Origin of the sequence: Streptomyces sp. NBC_01410, from assembly GCF_045040195.1 — a bacterium.
Lineage (GTDB): Bacteria > Actinomycetota > Actinomycetes > Streptomycetales > Streptomycetaceae > Streptomyces.
Map to the genome: position 1 here is coordinate 3,770,643 of NZ_CP109530.1, position 24,746 is coordinate 3,795,388.

The 24,746-nt window shown below is 70.0% G+C and carries 20 protein-coding genes and 1 tRNA gene; 10 read left to right on the top strand and 11 right to left on the bottom strand.

Going from position 1 to position 24,746, the window contains the following annotated elements; genetic code table 11:
• Positions 1-95: 95 nt before the first annotated feature.
• Positions 96-3,389, top strand: a complete 3,294-nt coding sequence (locus OG741_RS17140; RefSeq protein ID WP_405598770.1) for a S41 family peptidase — start codon at positions 96-98, stop codon at positions 3,387-3,389.
• A gap of 29 nt (positions 3,390-3,418) precedes the next feature.
• On the opposite strand, the gene OG741_RS17145 is transcribed toward OG741_RS17140, so the two are convergent.
• Complete coding sequence (locus OG741_RS17145) at positions 3,419-4,033, bottom strand: MerR family transcriptional regulator (protein ID WP_405605617.1); 615 nt, start codon at positions 4,031-4,033, stop codon at positions 3,419-3,421.
• Positions 4,034-4,189: 156 nt separating this feature from the next.
• On the opposite strand from OG741_RS17145, the gene OG741_RS17150 reads away from it, so the two are divergent.
• From OG741_RS17150 to OG741_RS17165, 4 genes are all read left to right on the top strand, one after another.
• Entirely contained in the window at positions 4,190-5,704 is a 1,515-nt protein-coding gene (locus tag OG741_RS17150; RefSeq protein ID WP_405598772.1) for a flavin-containing monooxygenase, read from the top strand.
• A gap of 11 nt (positions 5,705-5,715) precedes the next feature.
• Positions 5,716-6,585, top strand: coding sequence for an alpha/beta fold hydrolase (locus OG741_RS17155; RefSeq protein ID WP_405598774.1), 870 nt, complete (start codon positions 5,716-5,718; stop codon positions 6,583-6,585).
• Entirely contained in the window at positions 6,582-7,463 is an 882-nt protein-coding gene (locus OG741_RS17160) for an SDR family oxidoreductase (protein WP_405598777.1), read from the top strand. Before OG741_RS17155 ends, OG741_RS17160 begins: the two co-directional genes overlap by 4 nt.
• 76 nt (positions 7,464-7,539) lie before the next feature.
• Positions 7,540-7,743, top strand: coding sequence for a hypothetical protein (locus OG741_RS17165; RefSeq protein WP_405598779.1), 204 nt, complete (start codon positions 7,540-7,542; stop codon positions 7,741-7,743).
• Between the two features lie 69 nt (positions 7,744-7,812).
• Here OG741_RS17165 and OG741_RS17170 read toward each other — a convergent pair whose 3' ends face one another.
• On the bottom strand, positions 7,813-8,607 hold the full coding sequence (locus OG741_RS17170) for an exodeoxyribonuclease III (protein WP_405598781.1): 795 nt from the start codon (positions 8,605-8,607) through the stop codon (positions 7,813-7,815).
• Positions 8,608-8,670: 63 nt separating this feature from the next.
• On the opposite strand from OG741_RS17170, the gene OG741_RS17175 reads away from it, so the two are divergent.
• Positions 8,671-9,156, top strand: coding sequence for a GNAT family N-acetyltransferase (locus OG741_RS17175; protein ID WP_405598783.1), 486 nt, complete (start codon positions 8,671-8,673; stop codon positions 9,154-9,156).
• A gap of 116 nt (positions 9,157-9,272) precedes the next feature.
• The gene (locus tag OG741_RS17180; RefSeq protein ID WP_405598785.1) at positions 9,273-10,241 is read left to right on the top strand and encodes a trypsin-like serine peptidase; all 969 of its coding nucleotides are present in this window, start codon (positions 9,273-9,275) and stop codon (positions 10,239-10,241) included.
• Between the two features lie 21 nt (positions 10,242-10,262).
• On the opposite strand, the gene OG741_RS17185 is transcribed toward OG741_RS17180, so the two are convergent.
• From OG741_RS17185 to galU, 8 genes are all read right to left on the bottom strand, one after another.
• Complete coding sequence (locus OG741_RS17185) at positions 10,263-12,557, bottom strand: MMPL family transporter (protein WP_405598787.1); 2,295 nt, start codon at positions 12,555-12,557, stop codon at positions 10,263-10,265.
• A gap of 127 nt (positions 12,558-12,684) precedes the next feature.
• Positions 12,685-12,758, bottom strand: a tRNA-Ala gene (locus OG741_RS17190).
• A gap of 80 nt (positions 12,759-12,838) precedes the next feature.
• Complete coding sequence (glpR, locus tag OG741_RS17195) at positions 12,839-13,933, bottom strand: gephyrin-like molybdotransferase receptor GlpR (RefSeq protein WP_405598790.1); 1,095 nt, start codon at positions 13,931-13,933, stop codon at positions 12,839-12,841.
• A gap of 136 nt (positions 13,934-14,069) precedes the next feature.
• Positions 14,070-14,681, bottom strand: a complete 612-nt coding sequence (locus OG741_RS17200; RefSeq protein WP_405598792.1) for a GNAT family N-acetyltransferase — start codon at positions 14,679-14,681, stop codon at positions 14,070-14,072.
• A gap of 17 nt (positions 14,682-14,698) precedes the next feature.
• Positions 14,699-15,262, bottom strand: a complete 564-nt coding sequence (locus tag OG741_RS17205; protein ID WP_405598794.1) for a molybdenum cofactor biosynthesis protein B — start codon at positions 15,260-15,262, stop codon at positions 14,699-14,701.
• On the bottom strand, positions 15,259-15,738 hold the full coding sequence (moaC, locus tag OG741_RS17210) for a cyclic pyranopterin monophosphate synthase MoaC (protein WP_266475631.1): 480 nt from the start codon (positions 15,736-15,738) through the stop codon (positions 15,259-15,261). Before moaC ends, OG741_RS17205 begins: the two co-directional genes overlap by 4 nt.
• Positions 15,739-15,811: 73 nt before the next feature.
• Positions 15,812-17,113 carry a gephyrin-like molybdotransferase Glp gene (gene glp / locus OG741_RS17215; protein ID WP_405598797.1) on the bottom strand — a complete coding sequence of 434 codons (1,302 nt, stop codon included), beginning with the start codon at positions 17,111-17,113 and terminating at the stop codon, positions 15,812-15,814.
• 4 nt (positions 17,114-17,117) lie between these two features.
• The gene (galU, locus tag OG741_RS17220) at positions 17,118-18,020 is read right to left on the bottom strand and encodes a UTP--glucose-1-phosphate uridylyltransferase GalU (protein WP_405598799.1); all 903 of its coding nucleotides are present in this window, start codon (positions 18,018-18,020) and stop codon (positions 17,118-17,120) included.
• A 94-nt stretch (positions 18,021-18,114) separates the two neighbouring features.
• Here galU and OG741_RS17225 point away from each other — a divergent pair, with 94 nt between their 5' ends.
• Positions 18,115-18,732, top strand: coding sequence for a 5-formyltetrahydrofolate cyclo-ligase (locus tag OG741_RS17225; RefSeq protein WP_405598801.1), 618 nt, complete (start codon positions 18,115-18,117; stop codon positions 18,730-18,732).
• Between the two features lie 3 nt (positions 18,733-18,735).
• On the opposite strand, the gene OG741_RS17230 is transcribed toward OG741_RS17225, so the two are convergent.
• Positions 18,736-21,483: a penicillin acylase family protein gene (locus tag OG741_RS17230; RefSeq protein WP_405598803.1), complete on the bottom strand. Its 2,748-nt coding sequence runs from the start codon at positions 21,481-21,483 to the stop codon at positions 18,736-18,738.
• A gap of 214 nt (positions 21,484-21,697) precedes the next feature.
• On the opposite strand from OG741_RS17230, the gene OG741_RS17235 reads away from it, so the two are divergent.
• Together OG741_RS17235 and OG741_RS17240 are read left to right on the top strand one after the other, a co-directional pair.
• Positions 21,698-23,209, top strand: a complete 1,512-nt coding sequence (locus tag OG741_RS17235) for a potassium/proton antiporter (protein ID WP_405605619.1) — start codon at positions 21,698-21,700, stop codon at positions 23,207-23,209.
• A gap of 262 nt (positions 23,210-23,471) precedes the next feature.
• On the top strand, positions 23,472-24,737 hold the full coding sequence (locus OG741_RS17240; RefSeq protein WP_405598805.1) for an MFS transporter: 1,266 nt from the start codon (positions 23,472-23,474) through the stop codon (positions 24,735-24,737).
• The last annotated feature ends 9 nt before the right edge of the window (positions 24,738-24,746 follow it).

Here is a 24,746-nt window from a genome sequence, read left to right on the forward strand (position 1 = left end):
GAAACGAAACCGTTTCGCTTGTGTCCTGGGTCACCACGCGAATTCACCCCGCCCCACAAGTTGCCCCACCCCCATGGCGCGGAAAGCATTGGGGGGTGAGTGACGACCTCGCGTATCTCCGTTTCCCGCATCTGCACGACGACTTGCTGTGCTTCGCCGCCGAGGACGATCTCTGGATCGCCCCTCTGGTACCGGCCGGGCACCGGCCCGGACGCGGCTGGCGCCTCACCGTCGACCGGACGCGGGTCGGCCATCCACGCTTCTCCCCCGACGGCAGCCAGATCGCATACACGACCTGGCGCAGCCTCGACCCGGAGATCCATCTGGCACCGGTCTCCGGCGGGCCCGCGCGACGGCTGAGCTACTGGGGCTCGACCGACACCCGGGTCTGCGGCTGGGACCCGGACGGCAACATCCTCGCCGTCTCCTCCCACGGCCAGCCCTTCTCGTACTTCTCCTGGGGCTACAAGGTGGCCACCGACGGCTCCCCCGGCAAGCGGCTGCCCTGGGGCCCGGCCTCCGACATCCAGGTCGCCGACATCGACGGTGAGCACCGCACACTGCTGCTCACCGGCAAACCGCCGCACGAACCTGCCGCGTGGAAGCGCTACCGGGGCGGGGCCACGGGACGGCTCTGGCTGCACGGGGAGCGGCTGCTCGCCGATCTGGAGGGGCATCTGGACTGCCCGATGTTCGTCTCGGGACGTATCGCGTTCCTCTCCGACCACGAGGGCGTGGGCAATCTCTACTCCTGTCTGCCCGACGGGACCGGTCTCCGGCGCCACAGCGACCATGACGCCTTCTATGCCAGGCACGCCTCGAGCGACGGTCGCAGGGTCGTCTACCAGTGCGCGGGCGACCTGTGGATCGTCGACGAGCTGACCGTGCCGGACGCCCGGCCGCGCAAGCTGGAGGTACGGCTCGGCGGACCGCGTGCCGGACGGCGGACCTACCAGGTCCCGGCCGCCAGCCACGTGGACTCGATCTCGGTGGACACGACGGGACGGGCGAGCGCCGTCACCGTGCGCGGCAGCCTGTACTGGCTCACGCACCGCGACGGACCCGCGCGGGCGATCACGGACACCGCGGGCGTACGGGTCCGGATGCCGGAGATGCTCGGCACCGGCGGCCAGGTCGCGTATGTCACGGACGCGGAGGGCGAGGACGCCGTCGAGATCGCGTACCTGCCGAGGGCGAGCGGCGACCGGGAGCCCCGGCGGCTGGCCGCCGGGAAACTGGGCCGCGTCCAGGAGATGGTGTCGGACCCGGACGGGGAGCGGCTCGCGATCGCCTCGCACGACGGGCGCCTGCTGCTGATCGACGCGGCCGAGGAGGCTGAGGGCGCCTCTCCGGCCGAAGGCTCTGGGGCAGGGGAAGTGACCGAACTGATCCGCTCCGCCAACGGACCGGTCCGCGATCTCGCCTTCTCGCCCGACGGGCACTGGCTGACCTGGTCCCAGCCGGGCATCGGCCGCTCGCTGCGGCAGATCAAGATGGCCCGGATCAAGGACCGCACGATCATCGACGTCACCAACGGCCGCTTCGAGGACGAGAATCCGGTCTTCACGCGGGACGGCCGCTATCTCGCCTTCCTCTCCTGGCGGGGCTTCGACCCGGTGTACGACGTGCACACCGGCGACCTGTCCTTCCCGCTGGGCTGCCGCCCCTATCTCGTACCGCTGTCGTCGGCGACTCCCTCGCCGTTCGCGCTGCTGCCGGACGGGCGGCCCGCGGCGGGCGGGCTCGATCCGCTGGACGAGGCGGGGGAAGGGGTCGCGGAAGGGACGGTGACGGTCGAGGTGGAGGGCCTTGAGAGCCGGGTGACCCCGTTCCCCGTGGCGGCCTCCAAGTACTCGGCTCTGCACCCCGTCAGCGGCGGCGGACTCGTCTGGCTGCGCTGGCCGATCTCCGGGGCGCTCGGCGAGACCTTCGCCAACCCGGCGGACCCCTCGCACCGCCCCACGCTGGAGCACTTCGACATCACCAAGGCCCGCAAGACCGAACTGGTCGGCGATCTCGACTGGTTCGCGGTCAGCGGCGACGGCAGCCGACTGGTCGTCATGGACGACGGGGAACTGCGCGCGGTCCCGGCGACCGAGTCCGGCGACAGCGACTCGACTGTCTACCTGGACCTGCGCCGGATCATGCACGAGGTGGATCCGGCGTCCCAGTGGCGCCAGGCGTACGGGGAGGCGGGCCGTATCGTCCGCGCGTTCTTCTGGGAGCCGGGGATGTGCGGCATCGACTGGGACGCGGTGCTCGACCAGTACCGCCCGCTGGTCGAACGGGTCGCGTCGCCGGACGAGTTCGCGGACCTGCTGCGCGAGGTGATGGGCGAGCTGGGCACCTCGCACGCGTACGTGACGGCCGCGCGGCGCAACGAAGGGCCGCCGCACTACCAGCGGGCGATGGGGCTGCTGGGCGCGAACCTGGTCTGCCGGGACGGCAGTTGGGTGGTCAAACGGATCCTCCCCGGCGACTCCTCGGACTCCAAGGCCCGCTCGCCCCTGGCCGGTACGGGCATCCGCGAAGGCGCGGTCCTCACCCATGTCGACGGACGCCCGGTCGATCCGGTGACGGGCCCCTACCCGATGCTCTCGGCGGCGGGCGGCACGACGGTCGAGCTGACCTTCCGTCCCCCGGAGGGCGAGGGTCCCGCGCGGCGGGTGGCGATCGTCCCGCTGGTGGACGAGCGGCCGCTGCGGTACCAGGACTGGGTGGCCAAACGCCGCGAGGTGGTCCTGGAGTTGAGCGGCGGGAAATGCGGCTACCTCCACATCCCGGACATGGGCGGCTCGGGCTGGGCGCAGTTCAACCGCGATCTGCGCAGGGAGATGTCACGCCCGGCACTGATCGTCGACGTACGGGGCAACGCGGGCGGCCACATCAGCGAGCTGGTGGTGGAGAGCCTGACCCGGAAGATCATCGGCTGGGACCTGACACGGAACGCCCAGCCCGTCTCGTACGCCTCGAACGCGCCACGCGGTCCGGTGGTCGCGCTGGCGGACGAGGCGACGTCGTCGGACGGCGACATGATCACGGCGGCGTTCAAACTGCTGGGCCTGGGCCCGGTGGTGGGCAGCCGGACCTGGGGCGGAGTGGTGGGCATGACGGGCCGCCACCGGCTCGGCGACGGCACGGTGATCACGGTCCCGATGAACGCGGCCTGGTTCGACGCGTACGGCTGGGGAATCGAGAACCACGGCGTCGACCCGGACCTGGATGCCCTGCGCACCCCTCTGGACTGGGCGGAGGGCCGCCACGTCCAGCTGGACGACGCGATCCAACTGGCCTTGGACCTGCTGAAGACCCACCCGGCGGCGATGCCCCCGGACTACTCCGACGCCCCGGACCTGCGCAGGCCGAAGCTTCCGCCGCGGGGGGCTTGAGAGGCGCGGGCTTGAGGGGCGCCACCGGCTCACCTACGCAGTCGCCGGTCCAGCGCCATCGACAGTTCCGCCTCGACCACGCTCTTCGCCAGCGGGCGCAGTCTCTCCACCTCGCCCTCCGGCGTATGGGCGCTCAGCACCTCGACGAACAGGTCCGCCAGCGCGTCCGCGTGGGAGCGGACCCGGCGGGCCGCGTCCAGGACCGCCGCGAGCGGAACTCCCTCGCGCACCAGCGCTGCCGAGACATCCAGCAGACGGCGGCTGATGTGGACGACCGCGTCGCCGTCGGTCGCCAGATAGCCGAGGTCCAGCGCGGCGGCCAGGTTCTCGGGAGTGACCTCGCCCTCGAAGTAGTCGGCCAGTTCCTCCGGGCTGAGCCGGACCGGGGTCTCCTCGGTCGGCTCGCCCAGGCCGAGCACCTCGCCGACGTCCCGGCCGCTCTCGAACGCCGTGGCCAGGTCCGCGATGCCGTTCAGCGTGTGGCCGCGCTCCAGCAGCGCCGCGATCGTACGGAGCCTGGCGAGGTGGTGCTCGTCGTACCAGGCGATGCGGCCCTCGCGGCGGGGCGGCTGTATCAGCCCCCGTTCGCGGTAGAAGCGCAACGTGCGCACCGTGATGCCGGCCTCCTTGGCCAGCTCCTCCATGCGGTACTCGCGTACGTCAGCCACAGGGGAAGCCTATGTTGTACCGCCGGTAACTTGTCGGGTCCCACCCCTACCGCGAGATATGCCGCTGCCTTACCCTCCCAACTGTGCCAGTGATTGCTGGCAGGGTGGTGACCTTCAGCGGGAGGCGGCGGCATGGGCCAGCGCGAGCACGTACGGGTGGCGGTGATCGGATCCGGATTCGGTGGCCTGGGGGCCGCGGTCCGGCTGCGCCGCGAAGGGATCACCGACTTCGTCGTCCTGGAACGGGCGGGCTCGGTCGGCGGGACCTGGCGCGACAACAGCTATCCCGGGTGCGCCTGCGACGTGCCCTCGCACCTCTACTCCTTCTCCTTCGCGCCCAACCCCGACTGGCCGCGCACCTTCTCCGGGCAGGAGCACATCCGCGCGTACCTGGAGCGTGTCGCCGACACCTTCCGGCTGCGCTCCCACATCCGCCTCGACCACGAGGTGCTGATGATGCGCTGGGACGGCGACGAGCTGCGCTGGGAGATCGAGACCTCCAAGGGGACGATGACCGCCGACGTGGTCGTCTCGGCGACCGGGCCGCTCTCCGACCCGAAGACGCCCGAGATTCCGGGTCTGGCCGACTTCCCCGGCAAGGTCTTCCACTCCTCCCGCTGGGACCACGACTACGACCTGCGCGGCAAGCGCGTCGCGATGATCGGGACCGGGGCGTCCGCGATCCAGATCGTGCCCGCGATCCAGCCGCAGGCCGCGAAACTGACGCTGTTCCAGCGGACGCCGCCGTGGGTGCTGCCGCGGATGGACCGGAAGATCACCGGGGCCGAGCGCTGGCTGCACCGGCAGCTGCCCTTCACCGGGAGCGCGCGCCGCGGGCTGCTGTGGGGAATCAGGGAGCTGCAGGTCAGCGCCTTCACCAAGCGGCCGAACGAGCTCGGGCTCATCGAGTCGCTCGCCAAGGCCAATATCGCCAAGTCCATCAAGGACCCTGCGCTGCGGGCCCGGTTGACGCCCTCGTACCGCATCGGCTGCAAGCGGATCCTGCTGTCGAGCGACTACTACCCGGCGCTCGCGCAGCCCAACGTGGACGTCGTCGCCTCGGGGCTGAGCGAGGTACGCGGATCGACGGTTGTCGCGGCCGACGATACGGAGACAGAGGTCGACGCGATCATCTTCGGTACGGGATTCCATGTGACCGACCTGCCGATCGCCGAGCGGGTGGTCGGCGCCGACGGGATCACGCTGGCCGAGTCCTGGAAGGACGGGATGCAGTCGCTGCGCGGCGCCACCGCCGCCGGTTTCCCCAACTGGATGACGATCATCGGCGCCAACACGGGCCTCGGGAACTCCTCGATGATCCTGATGATCGAGTCGCAGCTCAACTACATGGCCGACTACATGCGCCAGCTCACGGTGCTCGGCGGGCGCGCGGCGCTGGCGGCCCGGCCGTCCGCGGTGGGCGCGTGGAACCGGCGGGTGCAGGAGCGGATGGAGCGGACGGTGTGGAAGTCCGGCGGCTGCAACAGCTGGTACCTGGACGCGAACGGACGTAACACCACGCTGTGGCCGGGGACGACGGGCGAGTTCCGGCGGGAGACGCGGCGAGTGGATCTGACGGAGTACGAGGTCGTACGGGTGCTCGCCAAGTCCGCCGCGGCCGCCGAATCCGTGGACGTCGCGTCATGAGCCGGGCCGTCATGAGCCGGACACTGACCGCCGTCTCCGCGGACGGATCGCCGGTCCATGTCGAGGTACACGGCCCCGAAGCTGCGCCCGCCGTCGTGCTGGCGCACGGCTGGACCTGCTCGACGGAGTTCTGGGCCGCCCAGATACGGGAGTTGGCCACCGATCACCGCGTCGTCGTCTACGACCAGCGCGGTCACGGGCGCACCACGGCCGCCGGCGCCGGTACCGGCGTACTCGCCGACGACCTGGTGGCCGTGCTCGGGGCGGTACTGGCTCCGGGCGAGAAGGCCGTGCTCGCCGGGCACTCCATGGGCGGGATGACACTCATGGCCGCGTCCGGGCGGGCCGCCTTCGCCGAGCACGCGGCCGCGGTACTGCTGTGCAGCACGGGCAGTTCGCGGCTGATCGACGAGTCGCTGGTGCTGCCGATGCGCGCCGGACGGCTGCGGAGCCGGATCACCCGTGCGGTGCTCGGGTCACGGGCGCCGCTCGGGCCGGTGACGCCGGTCTCCAAACGGATCCTCAAGTACGCGACGATGGGCCCCGGTTCGGCGCCGGAACGGGTCGCGGAGTGCGCCCGTATCGTGCACGCCTGCCCGAGGGCGTCCCGGGTGGCCTGGGCACGTGTGCTCGCGGAAGTCGATCTCGACACGGGGGTACGGGAGTTGAGGGTGCCCACGATCGTGGTGGCGGGCACGGCCGACCGGCTCACGCCCCTGGTGCACGCCCGGCGAATCGCCGACGCCCTGCCCCGGTGCCTGGAGCTCGTGGAGCTCGCCGGGATGGGCCATATGACACCGGTGGAGGCCCCCGAGGCAGTCACCGCGAAGATCCGCGAACTGGCGGACACGTATCTGAACGCGAAGGAGGAGGCCGCATGAGCAGGACCAGCCTGGAGGGACAGGTCGCGGTCGTCACCGGCGCGGCACGAGGCGTGGGCGAGCTGCTGGCCCGCAAACTGTCGGCGCGCGGCGCGAAGGTGGCGCTCGTGGGCCTGGAGCCCGACGAGCTGAAGAAGGTCTCGGAGCGGCTGCACACCGAGAGCGACCACTGGTACGCGGACGTCACCGACCACGAGGCGATGGCGCGGGTCGCACAGGAGGTCAAGGAGCGCTTCGGCAAGGTCGACATCGTCGTCGCGAACGCGGGCGTCGCGTCGGGCGGTCCCTTCATGGACTCGGATCCGGTGTCGTGGCGCCGGGTGATCGAGGTCAACCTGATCGGCAGCGCGGTGACCGGGCGGGCGTTCCTGCCGGTCCTGGTGGAGAGCCGGGGGTACTTCCTGCAGATCGCGTCGCTGGCCGCGATCACCCCGGCGCCGATGATGACGGCGTACTGCGCGTCCAAGTCGGGCGTCGAAGCCTTCGCGCACAGCCTGCGGGCGGAGGTCGGCTACCGGGGCGTGGGGGTCGGTGTCGGCTACCTGTCCTGGACCGATACGGATCTGGTGCGGGGCGCGGACCAGGACGACGTGATGCGGGAGCTGCGGCAGCGGCTGCCGTGGCCGTCGAACAAGACGTATCCCCTCGGCCCGGCGGTGGACCGCCTCGTGGCCGGGATCGAACGGCGGTCCTCGCATGTGTACGGGCAGTGGTGGCTGCGCGGGATGCAGTCGGTGCGGGGGTATCTGCCGTCGCTCATCGGGATCGTGGGACAGCGGGAGATGCGGCGTTTCGCGCCGCGACTCGAGGGGGTCCCGAAGGGGCTTGTCGGGGCGGGCGGCGCGGCGGACGAGGCGGCGCGCACGGAGCGTAATTGATCAAAATGCGCGGTATGTCGGCGCATGCCAGTCTGGTCGAGGCCCACATCCCCACACCCCGCTAGGAGTGAAACACATGGGCATCAGGGACCAGTTCGCGTACAAGGCTCAGCAGCTCAAGGAGCGGGCGGAGCAGGCGGAGCAGGCCGGGAGCGGCGCGCGGGACGAGGCGCCGGAGCGGGCTTCGAAGGCGCGGAAGCCGGGCCGTGAGCAGAACAAGTCCGATGACGAAGCCATGCTGGAAGCGCAGGACAGGTTCAACCTGGACTACGACGCCTGACGCTGCGCTGTGCGAGGGCGGAGACGAGGCGCACCCGGGACGCCGGGTGCGCCTTTCGCGCGTGGGGCTTCACTTGAGGTCGTAGACCGCCGTCACCGGCGCATGGTCGCTCCACCGCTCCCCGTGCGTCGCGGCCCGCTCCACCCACGCCTTCACCGCGCGCCGCGCCAGACCCGCCGTCGCGACCTGGTAGTCGATGCGCCATCCGCTGTCGTTGTCGAAAGCCCGCCCGCGGTACGACCACCACGAGTACGGCCCCTCCGCCTCCGGGTGCAGCGCCCGCATCACATCCACGTACTCCTCGAAGACCTGGCCGAGCCACTCCCGCTCCTCGGGCAGGAAGCCGGAGTTCTTCCTGTTGCCCTTCCAGTTCTTGAGGTCCGCCTCGCGGTGCGCGATGTTCCAGTCGCCGCACACCACCACCTCGCGCCCGTCCGCCGCGGACTTCGCCTTGAGCTCGCGCAGATACGGCAGGAACTCGCCCATGAACCGCATCTTCTCGTCCTGCTTGTCCGTGCCCACGTCGCCCGACGGCAGATACAGGCTCGCGACCGTGACACCGGGCAGGTCCGCCTCGACGTACCGCCCGCTCGCGTCGAACTCGCTCGACCCGAAGCCGATCCGCACCCGGTCGGGTTCGCGCCGCGTGTAGAGGGAGACGCCCGCGCGGCCCTTCGCCAGGGCGGGGGCGTGCACCGTGTGCCAGCCGTCGGGCTCGCGGACCTCGTCCGGGAGCTGGTGCGCCTCGGCCCGTACCTCCTGGAGGCAGATGACGTCGGCGGCGGTGCCGGCCAGCCACGGAACAAAGCCCTTCTTGGCGGCGGCGCGCAGCCCGTTCACATTCACGCTAGTCACGGTGAGCATCCCGGCACCCTACCGAGCGACCACCGCGGCATCCCGGTGTGGCCTACACGTACGCTCGTGGGCATGGATGTGAGACCCATGCCCTTCGACCACCCCGATGCCGTCAAGCTCAATGACCAGGTGCAGCTCGAATACGCCGAGCGCTACAGCGACGACGGCGATGTCACGCCGCTCGACGCGTCGATGTTCGAGCCGCCGAACGGTCTCTACCTCCTCGTGTACGACGACGGTCACCCGGTCGCCTCCGGCGGCTGGCGTTCGCACGAGGAGAACGACGAGGGCTACAGCGACGGAGACGCCGAGCTCAAGCGCATGTACGTGATACGCGAGGCGCGCGGCCAGGGTCTCGCCCGTCGCATCCTCGCGGCCCTGGAGGACGACGCCCGCGCGGCCGGCCGGACCCGGATGGTTCTGGAGACCGGCGCGAAGCAGCCCGAGGCGATCGCCCTCTACCTGTCCAGCGGTTATGAGCTCTGTGCGCGGAAATTCGGCCACTACCGCGAGTTCGAGGACAGCCGCTGCTTCGCCAAGCTCTTGTCGCGCCCCTGACATAACCAAGATTCCCGTGGCACTCTGCCTCACGCACGTGCAAGCCGATCCGCACCGCCTCATCCCCCACCCTGCCCGCGCGACACCACGCGCGGGCACGGCAGAAGGAGACATGCGTGAGACGCCATCGCACCGCCGCAGGAATCCTGTTGGCCGTCGGCACCCTGCTCGCCGGCGCACTGTCGGCCACCGCCGCAAGCGCCGCCCCGGCCCCCTCCCCCACCCCGACGGTCTTCAAGCAGCAGCACACGAAGGGCTACTGGACCGCTGAACGGATGCGCAGCGCCACCCCGCTCGATGTGCTCCGGGTCACCCCCGGCTCCGTCAAGGCACCGAAGCCGGGCGGCAAGGAGACGCTCGTCGCCCCGACCGCGGCATCCTCAACTGCCGTAGGGCCCATGGCCTTTCCACAGGCGGGCGGCCCCTGGACGGGCGGCGGCGCGGTGGTCAAAACCTCCGGCCGGGTGTTCTTCACCTTCCAGGGACGTACGGCCTCCTGCTCCGGCGACTCGGTCACCAGCCAGAACAGCAGCACGGTGATCACCGCGGGCCATTGCGTGAAGTACCAGGGCAGCTGGCACACCAACTGGGTCTTCGTGCCCGGCTACAACAACGGCCAGGCCCCGTACGGGCAGTGGTCCGCCACCAAGACCTTCTCGACCACCCAGTGGGTGGCGAGTGAGGACATCAACTACGACGTCGGCGCCGCGGTCGTCGCCCCGCTCGGCGGCAAGACGCTCGCCGCGACCGTCGGCGGGCAGGGCCTGAGCTTCAACGGCGGCTACAACAAGCCGATGTACGCCTTCGGCTTCCCCGCGGCCTCTCCGTACGACGGCACCAAGCTCATCTACTGCAGCGGGAACTCCTCCAAGGACTTCCTCTTCTCCCAGGACCACAGCCTGGGCTGCAACATGACGGGCGGCTCCAGCGGTGGCCCCTGGTTCACCTCGTTCAGCGAGACCACCGGCACCGGTCTGCAGGCTTCGGTGAACAGCTTTGGCTACGTCTTCCTGCCGAACCGGATGTTCGGCCCGTACTTCGGCAATGACGCCAAGTCGGTGTACGACAAGGCGCAGGTCTCCTGATCGGACGGCCGGCGGGGGCGCTCAGCTCCCGCCGGTCCGGGCGCCCGCCGCGGCCGCCTGCTCCTCGTGTTCGCCCTCCGCGTCCACATGCGGCAGGATCCGGTCCAGCCACCGCGGCATCCACCACGCCGCCGGCCCGAGCAGCGTCATCACCGCCGGGACCAGGAGCAGCCGCACCACCGTCGCGTCGATCAGCACACTCACCGCGAGGCCCAGGCCCAGCATCTTCACCACGATGTTGTCGCTGATGAGGAAGGCGGCGAAGACGCTGACCATGATCAGCGCGGCGCAGGTGATGACCCGCGCGGTGATCTCCAGCGCGTGCGCGACGCTCGCCTTGGAGTCGCCCGTGCGCAGCCATGCCTCACGGACGCGGGAGAGCAGGAAGATCTCGTAGTCCATGCTCAGACCGAAGACGATCGCGAACATCATCATCGGCACATAGCTCTCGATCGGCACGTCCCCCGACACCCCCAGCGCCGGGCCGCCCCAGCCCCACTGGAAGACGGCGACCACGACTCCGTACGAGGCCGCGATGGAAAGGACGTTGAGCACGGCCGCCTTGACCGCGACCAGCACTCCGCGGAAGACGATCAGGATGATGATGAAGGCGAGGCCGACCACGACCAGGATGATCAGGGGCAGCCGCTCGGAGACGATGTCCAGGAAGTCGACCTGCGCGGCCGTCGTGCCCGTGACATAGCCCTTCGCGGCGGTGCCCGATACGGCGTCCGGCAGGGTGGTGTCCACCAGCCGGTTCACCAGCTGCGTGGTGTCCTCGTCCTGCGGCGCCTGCTTCGAGTACGCGGTCGCGACCAGGACATCGCCGTCCTGGGTCGGCTTCAGCGTAGTGATCACAGCGGCCCCCGGCACATTGGTGAGCGCCTTCTGGGCCTGCGAGGAGAGCGCCGCCCGGTCGGCCGACGGCACCGAGGTCTGGTCGATGACAAGGGTCAACGGGCCGTTGGATCCGGGCCCGAACGCGCTGGACATCAGATCGAAGGCACGCCGGTCCGTGAAGGACTTCGGGTCCGCGCCGTCCCCGATATGGCCGAGCTGGATGGAGAAGAGTGGAATGGCCAGCACGGCCAGGACCACCACCCCGCCGGTCAGGAACCACCACGGGCGGCGCTCGACACGCATCGCGTACCGGTGCCAGGTTCCGTGCGCCTCGGCGCCGGGCTCCGCGTCCGTCTCCGCGATCGGCTTTCGCACGTGGTACTTGTCGATCTGCCTGCCGACCAGCCCCAGCATCGCGGGCACCAGCGTGAGCGCGCCGATGACCGCCGTGACCACGGTGACGGCGGCGGCCACGCCGAGTTTGCCGATGAAACTGATCCCGGAGACCCAGAGGCCGCACAGGGCGATGATGACCGTGCAGCCGGAGACGAGCACCGCCCGGCCGCTGGTGGCCACCGCCCGGCCGGCTCCGCTCACCGGGTCGGCGCGATCGATGAGGTTCTGCCGGTGCCGGGTGATCAGGAACAGCGCGTAGTCGATGCCCACGCCGAGACCGATCATGGTGGCCAGCGTCGGCGAGACCGTGGCGAAGGTGAAGGCGGCGGCGATCAGCCCGAGGACGGCGAGCCCGCAGATCACGCTGATCAGCGCGGTCAGCAGCGGCAATCCGGCCGCGATCACACTGCCGAAGCCGATCAGCAGCACCACGATCGCCACCGCGAAACCGATCAGCTCACTGACCCGGTCGTCGGCCTCGGGACGGGCAAGCTCACCCAGTGCACCGCCGTACTCCACATCCACTCCGGCGGACCGCAGCGGCTGGACGGCCGTGTCCACCCCGTCGAGATACGAGTCCTCCAGGAGGGAGGGCTGCTTGTCGAAGGTGATGGTGATGTACGCGGTCTTGCCGTCCGAGGAGAGCGGGCCGACGTCCTGTCCGGACGGCTGCGCCGGTGGAGTGGATCCGGGGGGAGGCAGCGGATTCTGCACCGAGATCACATCCGGCAGCTTCTGCAGATTCGCGACCACCGTCGACACCTGCGAGCTGAGGTCGGTGAGCGGCTTGGCGGTGTCGTTCAGCACGATCTGGCTGCTGTAGCCGCCCGCGGACGGCTCGTGCTCCTTCAGTACGTCGAGCCCCTCCGTCGACTGCACGTCGGACAGCGAGAAGTTGTCGGAGTACTCGCCGCCATATGTGCGATGCAGCACCTGAAGACCGGCAAGGGCGACCAGCCAGATGACGATGACGATGACGCAGCGGCGGGCGCACCATTCACCGAGCCTGCGCAGCAGCCCTTTACGGGGCACGGGTTCGGGCGCACGGGAGGCCTGCGGGGGTGGCTCGACCATCGACATGCGTCTCTCCCGACAGGAACCGGAATCGGACATTCAGCATTAAAAGCCCGGCCGGTCGGAACGGCATGCGCAAAACGACGAAGTCCCGCCCGGTCGTGATGACCGGACGGGACTTCGTCAGTTGTTGTGGACCTGTGGGGATTTGAACCCCAGACCCCCTCGATGCGAACGAGGTGCGCTACCAGACTGCGCCACAGGCCCTTGCAACGAGTGAAACTCTAGCATCCCCCTCGGGGTGCTTGGAAATCCGTTCCCGCGCCGGAAACGCGCCGGTCACAGGCTCACTCGTTGGCGGCGCGGGGCCGGTCCTCGTCCGCGTACTGGTCGAACAGCGGGGTGCGGCCGCGCTCCCGCGAACGCCTGGGCTGCGGTGTACGCCGACCGCGCGACGGCTCTGCCGTCTCCGCGGGCGGCGCCGGGGTCGGCTCGGCCGTCGAGGAGCGGGCCGCGCTCCAGGTCTCCGGATCGCTGACGTCGACGCCGCTCGTGGCCCGCGGGGCCACCGGCGCGGTGACATACGTCGGCAGGGGGACCGGGACCGGCTCCCAGCTGTCGCCGCGGGCCGGACCGCGCTCGCGCTGCTGGTCGACCCACTCCGCGTGGTCCGTCTGCTCGACGAGCGCACGCCGGCCCGCCTCCTGCGGCGAGAGCGCGGCGGCGGACGCGGGCTCGGGGCCGGCTTCGGGCTCCTCGTCCGGCTCGGCGGCAGACGCAGCCGCGGCCTGGTGCCGGCGCGGACGGTTCTCACGCAGCCGCTGCGCCGCGGCCTCGGCCCGGCGCCGGTCCATGGTGAACACGAAGCGGCGCCGCTCCTGGTTGCGCAGATGCACGATGTATGCGCTCAGGAGGACGGCCGGGGCTGCCGGGGCCCACAGGAAGCCGAGCCCGCCGACCGCCGCGACGATCGCGCCGAGCGTGAAGGCGAGGAAGAGGACGACGGTCGTCCGTCTGCGGCGGGCCAGAACCCTGGTGCGGCGGGCGCGCTCGGCCGCGGAGCCGTTCGGGCGCGGACGCCGCGGGGCGGGGGCCGGGACCTTGGCCGCCTGCTCGGGCGCCTTGCGGGACGCCGGGACGTCCATCCGGGCTTCGGTACGGGCCGGGGGCGCGGCGAAGGCCCGGACGTCCACGGAACTCAAACGGTCCGTGGGGGCATCCGGGTCCACGTCGGGAACGGCCTGCTCCGCGTCGCGCTCCCGCAGCTCCCTGGCGTATCGGCGCTCCATCGCACCGCGTCCGGACAGCAGCCGGATGGCGGTGGAGAAGCGTTCCGTCGGACGGGCTTCGTTGAGCTCGTCCTGCCTGCGGAGCCACATCGGCACCAAGTAGGCGGCCCAGGCCCCGACGATGACTGCGTAGATGAGGCCGCTGCTGCTCACGCATCACACCGTAGAGGGGTTTACGCAAGGGCATCCGCCAATTGGCCCGGTGTGTCGCACGATCTGGCTGATATCACGGACTTTTTTTGCGATTGTTCAGATCACATCATGGTCGGCAGCGATCAATTTCGAACGTTTATTTTATTTCCCGTGGCCTTCCGGGCCGTGCCTGGTGCCAGCGGCGGAGCAGTCCTTCGGGCACCTCGTCGGCCGTCAGCGCGAACACCAGATGGTCCCGCCACGCACCGTCGATGTGGAGATACCGCGGGCGCAGCCCCTCTTCGCGGAATCCGAGTTTCTCCACCACCCGTCGGCTGGGGCCGTTCTCGGGCCGAATGCAGACTTCCATGCGGTGCAGTCCCACCGAACGGAAACAGTGGTCGACGGCGAGCGCGACAGCGGTCGGCATCACCCCGCGGCCGGCCACGTCCCGGTCCACCCAGTAGCCGACATGGCCCGAGCACATCGAGCCCCAGGTGATCCCGGCGACCGTCAACTGGCCCACCAGATGGCCCTGGTACTCGATGACGAAGGGCAGCATCCGCCCCGCGTTCGCCTCGGTGCGCAGATGACGGACCATCTGCCGGTAGGTGGGGCGCTGGGCGTGCGGGGCGCCGGGGGCGGGCGGCGGAATCGTCGCCTCCCAGGGCCTGAGCCAGTCGCGGTTGCGCCGGTTGACCTCGCGCCAGCTCCGCTGGTCACGCAGCTTTATGGGGCGGAGGACCACATCGCCGTCCGCCAGGATCACCGGCCACGAGAGGGCGTTCAGCTTGAGCTCCCGGCAGGTCTGGGGTGGTCCCCGCCGCGGATCTGGTCGACGGCGTGGATCAGCAGCGGCTCCAGTACGGCCATACCGTCACGTACCCCGCCGGTGGACCCCGGCAGGTTGACGATCAGGGTGTGACCGGCGACCCCGGCGAGCCCGCGGGACAGCGCCGCGGTGGGCACCTTCTCGCGTCCGTACGCGCGGATCGCCTCGGGGATGCCGGGGATCTCGTGGTCGAGAACACGGCGGGTGACCTCGGGAGTCTCGTCGGTCGGCGAGATGCCGGTGCCGCCGGTGGTGAGGATGACGTCGTACGCGGCGGCCACCCCCTCGCGCAGGGCCTGCTCGACCGGGTCACCGTCGGGGACGACCCGGGGGCCGTCGACCGCGAAGCCCAGTTTCGTCAGCCCCTCGGCGAGGACCGGGCCGCCCTTGTCCTCGTACACTCCGGCCGCGGCGCGGTTGGACGCGGTGACGACCAGGGCACGCCGGACCGCCCCCGATTCCGCCCCCGCTTCCGGGCCGTGGCTGTGGCTGTAGACCTCTCCGGCACGCGGGCTCATGGCCGGCTCCAGTCGCCGGACTTGCCGCCCGTCTTCTCCTCGACCCGGACATCGGTGATCACCGCGCCCTTGTCGACTGCCTTGACCATGTCGACGACGGTCAGCGCGGCGACCGAGACCGCCGTCAGCGCCTCCATCTCGACACCCGTACGGTCGGTCGTCTTCACCGTGGCGGTGATCTCCACCGCGTCGTCGGCGACCGACAGATCCAGCGTGACGCCGGAGACTGCCAGCGGATGGCAGAGCGGGATCAGATCGGGGGTGCGCTTGGCGCCCATGATGCCCGCGATACGGGCCGTGGCCAGGGCATCTCCCTTGGGGACGCCCTCACCCCGCAGCAGCTCCACCACCTGCGGTGAGACCAGAACCCGGCCACTGGCGCGGGCGGTGCGCGCGGTGACGTCCTTTCCGGAGACGTCGACCATACGGGCCGCCCCCGCCTCGTCGATGTGCGTCAGCCTGCCTTGCGTACTCATTTCGGTGCGGCGCTCCCGGTCAGGGCCCTGCGGGGCCTGTGTGGGCAGACACGGTACCGCCACCGTAGGCAGGTCAGCCGATGAGGACCACTTCCACATCCGCGCCGGGCTCCACCGACGTGTCCGCTTCCGGAACGACGATCAGGCAGTCGGCATGGGCGAGGGCCGCGATCAGATGGGAGCCGGAACCGCCGACCGGGGAGACCGTGCCCGACTCGGCGTCGTACCTGCCCCGCAGGAACTGCCGCTTGCCGTCGGGCGAGGTGAGCGCCTTGTCGGCCTTCAGTACGGCACGCGCCTTCGGGCGCTGCACGTCCTTGAGGCCCATCAGCGCCCGGATCGCGGGTCGTACGAACAGCTCGAAGGAGACGTACGAGGAGACGGGATTGCCCGGCAGCGCAAGCAGCGGGGTGTGCTCGGGACCGATCGAACCGAAGCCCTGCGGCTTGCCGGGCTGCATGGCGAGCTTGCGGAAGTCGACGCCGCTGCCCGGCACGTCCTCGTCGCCCACCGAGGAGAGTGCTTCCTTCACCACGTCGTACGCACCGACGCTCACGCCGCCCGTGGTGACCAGCAGATCGGCGCGGATCAGCTGATCCTCGATCGTGGCGCGCAGCGTCTCCGCGTCGTCGGTGACCGCGCCGACCCGGTAGGAGAGGGCGCCCGCGTCGCGTGCGGCGGCGCACAGGGCGAAGCTGTTCGAGTCGTAGATCTGGCCCTCGCCCAACTTCTCACCCGGCTGGACCAGTTCGCTGCCGGTGGAGAGCACGACCACGCGCGGGCGGGGCCGCACCCGCACGGTGCCGCGGCCGATCGCGGCGAGCAGGCCGATCTGCGGCGGACCCAGGACGGTGCCCGCCTCCAGAGCCAGATCACCCGCCTGGACGTCGCTGCCGCGCGAGCGGACATGGGCACCGGCCTCGGCCGGACGGTGGACACGGACCTCACCGCTCGCGCCCTCGGGGGCCTCCCCCGCCGGGCGCATCGTGGTGGCCGCTCCCCCGCCCGTACCGCCGTCGGTCCATTCGACCGGGACGACCGTCTCGGCGCCGGGCGGCAGCGGGGCACCGGTCATGATCCGGGCGGCCTCGCCGGGCCCGACGGTGGGCAGTGGGCCGCCGCCTGCCGCCACATCGCCGATCACCGTGAGGACCGCGGGGAACTCCTCGCTCGCGCCCGCGACATCGGCGGTGCGGACCGCGTAGCCGTCCATGGAGCTGTTGTCGAAGGGCGGCAGCGCGACCGGCACGGTGACGTCCTCCACCAGGACGCAGCCCTGGGCGTCCGGCAGCTGAAGCTCGATCGGGTCGAGCGGCCGGATCGCGCCGAGGATGTCCTCCAGGTGGTCGTCCACCGACCAGATCGTGCTGCTCACGGTGTTACATCTCCTCGGTCACATAACTGCGAAGCCAGGTCCGGAACTCCGGGCCCAGGTCTTCACGTTCGCACGCGAGTCGGACAATCGCGCGCAGATAGTCACCGCGATCGCCGGTGTCGTAGCGGCGGCCCTTGAAGATCACGCCGTGCACCGGGCCGCCGACCTTCTCGTCCTCGACGAGCTTCTCCAGGGCGTCGGTGAGCTGGATCTCGTTGCCGCGGCCCGGCTCGGTCTCCCGGAGTATGCCGAAGACGGCGGGGTCGAGGACATAGCGGCCGATGATGGCGAGATTGCTCGGCGCCTCGGACGCGGCGGGCTTCTCGACCAGCTCGGTGACCTTGACGACGTCACCCTCGGCGGTCGGCTCGACGGCCGCGCAGCCGTACATGTGGATCATCGCGGGGTCGACCTCCATCAGCGCGATGACGCTGCCGCCCTCACGCTCCTGGATCTCGACCATGCGAGCGAGCAGCGGATCGCGCGGGTCGATCAGGTCGTCGCCGAGGAGGACCGCGAAGGGCTGGTCGCCGACATGCGGTTCGGCGCACAGGACGGCGTGGCCGAGGCCGCGCGGATCGCCCTGGCGGACATAGTGCATGGTGGCGAGGTCGCTCGACTCCTGGACCTTGGCGAGCCGGCCGGCGTCGCCCTTGCTCTTGAGCGCCTCCTCCAGCTCGTAATTACGGTCGAAGTGGTCCTCGAGCGGGCGCTTGTTGCGGCCCGTGATCATGAGCACGTCGGAGAGACCGGCCGAGACCGCCTCCTCGACGACGTACTGGATCGCAGGCTTGTCGACGACAGGCAGCATCTCTTTGGGAGTGGCCTTCGTGGCAGGCAGGAACCGGGTGCCGAGGCCTGCGGCTGGGATGACAGCCTTGCTGATCCTGGGGTGCGACTGAGTCATGAGGATCACCCTATCCGGTGACTATGGGCTGAAGATGAGCCTCCGGTTAACTTCCTTCTCATAAAGGCGTATACGAGAGGTTTGTGAAGTGCCGATGAGCGGTGACTTGTCCGGAAAGAGTGCGGTAAGGCGTGAACTCCTGGACGCCCGGAGCCTTCTGTCCAGTGAGGACGTCGAGCGGGCCGCCGCGGTTCTCGCGCGACTGGCCCTGGATCTCCCGGAATTGGCCGAAGCACATACCGTCGCCGCATATGTCTCCGTCGGGCGCGAGCCCGGCACGCGCACGCTGCTCGACGCGCTGCGCGCGCGGGGCGTACGCGTCCTGCTCCCGGTCCTCAGGGCGGACAACGATCTGGACTGGGGAGTGTACGAGGGCGCGGAGCATCTGGTGCGCGCGGGGCGCGGACTGCTGGAGCCGGACGGGGAGCGGCTCGGCGTGGACGCCGTGCTCGACGCGGATGCCGTGCTCCTTCCCGGGCTCGCGGTGGACGCCCGCGGTATGCGGCTCGGCCGCGGCGGCGGCTCGTACGACCGGGTCCTCGCCCGGCTCTCGGCAGCCGGCGCCGACCCGGCGCTGGTGGTACTGCTGTACGCGAACGAGGTGGTCGCACGGGTCCCTGAGGAGCCGCACGACCACCCCGTGCACGCGGTGGTCACACCCGAGGCCGTCATCCGCTTCAAGGACCGGGACGTCAAGCGCCCCGGTCAGTGAGCGTCAGGGAGTGAGCTTGAGGGTGTCGACGGTCCTGGCCTGGACCGCCTCCGCGCCGTAGGCCCAGTCGAGGAGCTCGCCGTCGGCCCACTTGTCGGTCTGGTCGGTGTAGTGCGCGCTGTACGCGTGTCCGGACGCGCCGGTCAGATTGATCCAGCGGGACTTGTCCCAGTCGCCGACGTTGACGACCATCCGCATCGAGGGCACCCAGATCACGCTGTAGTCGCCCGCCGCGTTCCAGCCGGTGGCGTTGACCGCCCCCTCGCCGCCGCTCAGATTCCACGGACCGCGGTTGAGCACGAACTGCAGGAAGCCGGGACCCTCGGTGCCGAGTGTCTGGTTCTTCAGCGTCAGCTGGTGCAGCCTGCCCCAGCTCCAGCTGGTGGCGTCCTTGCCGAGCTCGGCAGTCAGCTCCCAGCGGGCGTCCTCCATGGCCCGGGCCAGCAGCTGGTCACGGGTGACGGTGGCGGCGTCCGTACGGCTGGCCGGGGAGTGCCACCACTCGTTCTTCTCGTCCTTGAGGATCCTGCGCACGACCTCGAACCAGCGGTCGCCGCCGTCCGGCTGCGCCGAATCGGTGTCGCGCTGGCCGCACTCGCGCACCCGCTTGGTGAGCTCGTCGTCCGGGGCCGTGCTGTCGGCGGGGCGGACATTGAGGCACTCGTCCTCGACCCGCAGCTCCTTGGGCAGCTTGTTGCCGAAGGCGAGCTTGAGGACATTGCGCCAGACCACGTTGAAGTACGCGGCGGCACCGGAGTCCGGGTCCTGGGTGTAGCGCCAGCCCTCCAGCAGCTTCTGCGCCTCACGGACGTAAGGGTCCGAGATGTCGATCTTCAGCAGGTAGGGGGTCAGCAGCTTGGCGATCTCGCTGCTGTTGTCCATCTGCATGGTGCGCATGTCTTCGGTCGAGATCTTCCCGCCGCCCTGGATCTTCAACTCGATGAGGTCGTTGATCCGCTGGCTGCGGGTGCCGTAGCCGTAGTCCTTGGTGATCAGATGCGGATACTTCTTCGCGTCGGTCACGGCCTGGTTTGCGGCGACGATGTAGCCGCGCTCCGGGTCCAGTTCGTACGGCAGCTCGTCGAAGGGGATGTAGCCCTTCCACTTGTACTTGGGGTTCCAGCCGGGCGCGGGCGTCGTGCCGTCGCCCTCCGCGCGGACCGGGATCTTGCCCGGCGCCTGGTAGCCGATTTGGCCCTTGGCGTCGGCGTAGACGAGGTTCTGCGAGGGGACCTCGAAGTTCTTGGCCGCCGCGCGGAAGGTGGCGAAGTCCTTGGCGCGGTTGAGCGCGAAGACTGCGTCCATGGACCTGCCGGCCTGCAGGGCGGTCCACTGCAGCGCCACCCCGTAGCCTGCACCGCGGTCCGGGGCGGAGTTGGAGACGGGGGCCTTCTGGCCGACGTTCTCCAGCTCGTCGCTGCGGTCGGAGACCAGCGGGCCGTGCTCGGTGGAGCGGACCGTGATCTTCCTGTCGGAGCCGCCCGCGACCTTGATGACCTCCTCGCGGGTGGTCAGCCGCCTCTCCTCGCTGCCCACCTGGTAGCTGTCGCCGGTGAGCTTCTCCAGGTAGAGGTCGGTGACGTCCGCGCCGAGGTTGGTGAAGCCCCAGGCGATGTCCTGGTTGTGACCGATGATCACGCCCGGCATGCCCGAGAAGGTGTAGCCGGCGACGTCGTACTGGCAGGAGGCCGAGACGCTGCGGCAGTGCAGGCCCATCTGGTACCAGAGGGAGGGCAGCTGCGGCGCGAGGTGCGGGTCGTTGGCCAGCATCGGCTTGTTGGTCGTCGTGTACCGGCCGGAGACGACCCAGGAGTTGGAGCCGATGCCGTTGCCGCTGGGACCCAGCAGGGCCGGGATCGTGTCCAGGGTCTCGGAGAGCGCGGCCAGCTGGGAGTTGAGGCCCTGCGCGGCGCCCTGCGCGCTGTTGCTGTTGCCGCCGCGGCTGCTGCCGCTGTTGCCCGAAATGTCCGACGGCTTGGCATCCGGGTCGAACTTGCCGGTGACGGGATTGACCCCGCCCTCGGCGACGATCGGCTTGTTCCTGTCGTACGGATAGGCCGGATACAGATCCTTGATCTGCTTCTCGCTCAGCCTGCTGGTCAGCAGCGAGCGGTCGATCTCCTCCTGCATGTTGCCGCGCAGGTCCCAGGCCATCGCCTTGAGCCAGGCCACCGAGTCGACGGGCGTCCACTTCTCGGGCTTGTAGTCGTTCTCGAACTCCAGCGCCGCGTACTCGACGGAAAGGTCCCTGCCTTCGCGACCCTTGAGATAGGCGTTGACGCCGTCCGCGTATGCCTGGAGGTACTTCTTGGTGGCCGGCGAGAGCTTGGTGTCGTACTCCTGCTGCGCCACCCGGCGCCAGCCGAGCGTGCGCAGAAAGGAATCGGTCTCGACCTGGCCGGAACCGAACATCTCGGAGAGCCGGCCGGCCGTCATATGACGGCGTACGTCCATCTCCCAGAAGCGGTCCTGCGCCTGGACGAACCCCTGGGCGCGGAACAGGTCTTCGTCGCTGTCCGCGTAGATCTGCGGGATTCCGTAGTTGTCGCGCTTGACCTCGACCTGGCCCTTGAGCCCTTCGAGCTTGATGGTCCCCGTGGTCTGCGGGAACGAGGCGCGCACCGTACTGATGCTCCACCACGTGCCGTATCCGACACCCGCGACAAGCGCCAGCACCAGGACGATCACGAGCAGGCGGGCGCGTCGCCCCTTCTTCTTCTTGGGGGAAGAGGCGGTTGTGTTGGCGGGCATCGCTGTCCTTCGAGGCGCAGTCTGGTCCTGGAGTGCTGGAGCAACCATAGGCGCAGCGTCCGACGTGCCCGGACGCGGTATCCGAAAGGCAGCACCCGGCCCCCGAACAAACGATCTCCCAAGTAAAGGAAACGTTAAAGATTAGGTAAGGTAACGAAGTGTCGCCCGCCGGTGGAACGATCCGGCATGTACGCGCGAGGGGAAGGATCGGCCACTGACTGTCCACCAGCTCAACGAACTCCTGCTCATCTGCTCGCTGGTCCTGCTCATCGCCGTGGCGGCGGTCCGCATCTCCTCCCGCAGCGGGCTCCCCAGCCTGCTCCTGTATCTCGGGATCGGGATCGCCATCGGGCAGGACGGCATCTTCGACGTCAAGTTCGACGACGCCCGACTGACGCAGGTGATCGGCTATGCCGCGCTTGTGGTGATCCTGGCCGAGGGTGGCCTGGGCACCAAGTGGAAGGAGATCAAACCCGCGTTGCCCGCGGCGGTCGTGCTGTCGACCGTCGGCGTCGCGGTGAGCGTGGGCGTCACAGCCGCGGGAGCGCACTATCTGGTCGGGCTCGACTGGCGGCAGGCGCTGATCATCGGTGCGGTCGTGTCATCGACTGATGCGGCGGCTGTCTTCTCCGTACTGCGCAAGGTGCCGTTGCCGTCCCGGGTAACCGGTGTGCTGGAGGCCGAGTCGGGCTTCAACGACGCCCCTGTGGTCATCCTGGTGGTGGCCTTCTCCACGGCCGGACCGATCGACGACTGGTATGTCCTGGTCGGCAAGATCGCGCTGGAGCTGGCGATCGGCGCGAGCATCGGACTTGCGGCGGGCTGGCTGGGCGCCTTCGGGCTGCGGCATGTGGCGCTGCCCGCGTCGGGTCTCTACCCGATCGCCGTGATGGCGATCGCGGTGGTGGCGTACGCCGCCGGCGCCATGGCACACGGCAGTGGCTTCCTCGCCGTCTATCTCGCCGCCGTGGTGCTCGGGAACTCCCGGCTGCCGCACGCGCCCGCGAACCGCGGTTTCGCGGAGGGCCTCGGCTGGATCGCCCAGATCGGCATGTTCGTCCTGCTCGGCCTGCTGGTGACCCCGCACGAACTGACCGAGGACTTCTGGACCGCGGTGGTCGTGGGCCTCGTGCTGACCATGATCGCGCGGCCGCTGGAGGTCTTCGTCAGCCTGCTGCCCTTCCGTATTCCATGGCGCGAGCAGGTCCTGATGTCCTGGGCGGGGCTGCGCGGAGCCGTGCCGATTATTCTCGCGACCATCCCGACGGTGGCCGGCATCGAAGGCAGCGAACGGATCTTCAACATCGTCTTCGTCCTGGTCGTCGTCTACACCCTGGTCCAGGGACCGACGCTGCCGTGGCTGGCGCAGGCGCTGGGTCTCGGCCGCTCGGACGACGCCTCCGACCTGGGCATCGAGTCCGCACCCCTGGAGCGGCTGCGCGGGCATCTGCTGTCCGTGGCCATCCCGGAGGAGTCGCGCATGCACGGCGTGGAGGTCGCGGAGCTGCGGCTGCCCGCCGGGGCGGCGGTCACCCTGGTCGTACGGGACGGGAAGAGCTTCGTACCGCTGCCGTCCACCGTGCTGCGGCGGGGCGACGAGCTGCTGGTGGTGGCGACCGATCCGGTACGGGACGCGGCCGAGCGGCGGCTGCGGGCGGTCGGACAGGGCGGAAAACTGGCCGACTGGCTGGGGACGGGCGGAAACACCGAGGGAAGACCCGGTTAATCGCAGGCGGACCTTCGAGAATGTGAGCCATTTCCCAGGAACGATCCCGAGATCCCCTGTACGATGAAGGCACACTGATCGACCAACTCTGCCTGACGCAGAGCTGGCGCGACCGTATGGCGGCCGCGGAGCCCTCGCAGCGGCCCCGGTATCTACCGCAGTTCAGCGCAAGAGGACAGCTCTCGGCGGCTCGGGTGCGTCTCGTACCACAAGTACGACGCGTACTTCAGGAGCGCTACCAGGCGGCAGAAAGGCACGGACCGTGGCATCCACGGTCAAGAACCGTCCTGGATACGGGCAGCTTCTGCGCACCCCCGGCGCCTGGACATTCCTGCTCCCCGGCTTTCTGGCACGCCAGCCCTTCGCGATGCTGACCATCGGCATCGTCCTGCTGGTGCAGCACACCACCGGCTCGTACGGCAGTGCCGGCGTGGTGGCTGCCGTCACCGGCGTCTCCATGGCGCTGTTCGCACCGCAGAGCGGCAAGCTCGCGGACCGCTTCGGGCAGCGGGCGGTCCTGGTGCCCGGCGTCCTGCTGCACACCGCTTCCGTCTCCGCGCTCACCGCGCTCGCACTGTCGGGCGCTCCCCTGTGGGCTCTGTTCGCGGCAGCTGTTCCGACGGGTGCCTCCGTACCCCAGATCGGCCCGATGGTGCGGGCCCGCTGGGCCGCCAAGCTAGAGGGCTCGCCGCTGATGACGACCGCGGCCGCCTTCGAGTCCGTGACGGACGAGTTCACCTTCGTCGTCGGACCGGTGCTGGCGACCGCGCTCAGCACGGGTGTGCACCCGGCCGGCGGACTGATCGCGGAGGCGATGCTGACGCTCGCCGGCGGTCTGTTCTTCGCGGCCCAGAGCGGTACGCAGCCCCAGCCGAGCCGTGCCGCGGGGCACGCGCGCGTGGAGCACGCGTCCGCCCTGTCCATCCCCGGCGTACGCGTCCTGGCCGTGGCCTTCCTCGGCATCGGCTCGGTCTTCGGCGGAATGCAGGTCGCGCTGACCGCCTTCTCCGAGGAGATCGGCAACCCCGGGGCCAACGGGCTGCTCTACGGGATCTTCGCGGCCGGCAACATGCTCGCGGGCATCGCGTGCGGCGCGATCGCCTGGAAGAGCGGGCCGCGGCGCCGGATGGTGCTCGGTTACGCCGGGCTGACGCTGGCCGCATCCGCGCTGTGGGCCGTGCACTCCGTGGCACTGCTGGCCGGGCTCGGGCTGCTGGTCGGCCTCTGCATCGCTCCGGCCCTGATCGGCGGCTACACCCTGGTCGAGTCGCTGGTGCCCGCATCGGCCCGTACCGAGGCCTTCACCTGGCTGACGGGCGCCGTCGCGCTCGGTCAGGCGGCGGCCGTGACGGTGGCCGGACAGCTGGCCGACGAGCACGGCGCGAGCGCCGCATTCGTGGTCCCGCTGGTGGGCACCGCACTGGCTCTGGTCACCCTCCTGGCCCTTCGCTCGCGGCTCTCACCGAGGGCCCCCGGGCGGATCGCGGCGCGTGGGATGGGTCACCGAGTGCCGGTGACGGTGGACTGATCCAGCGGA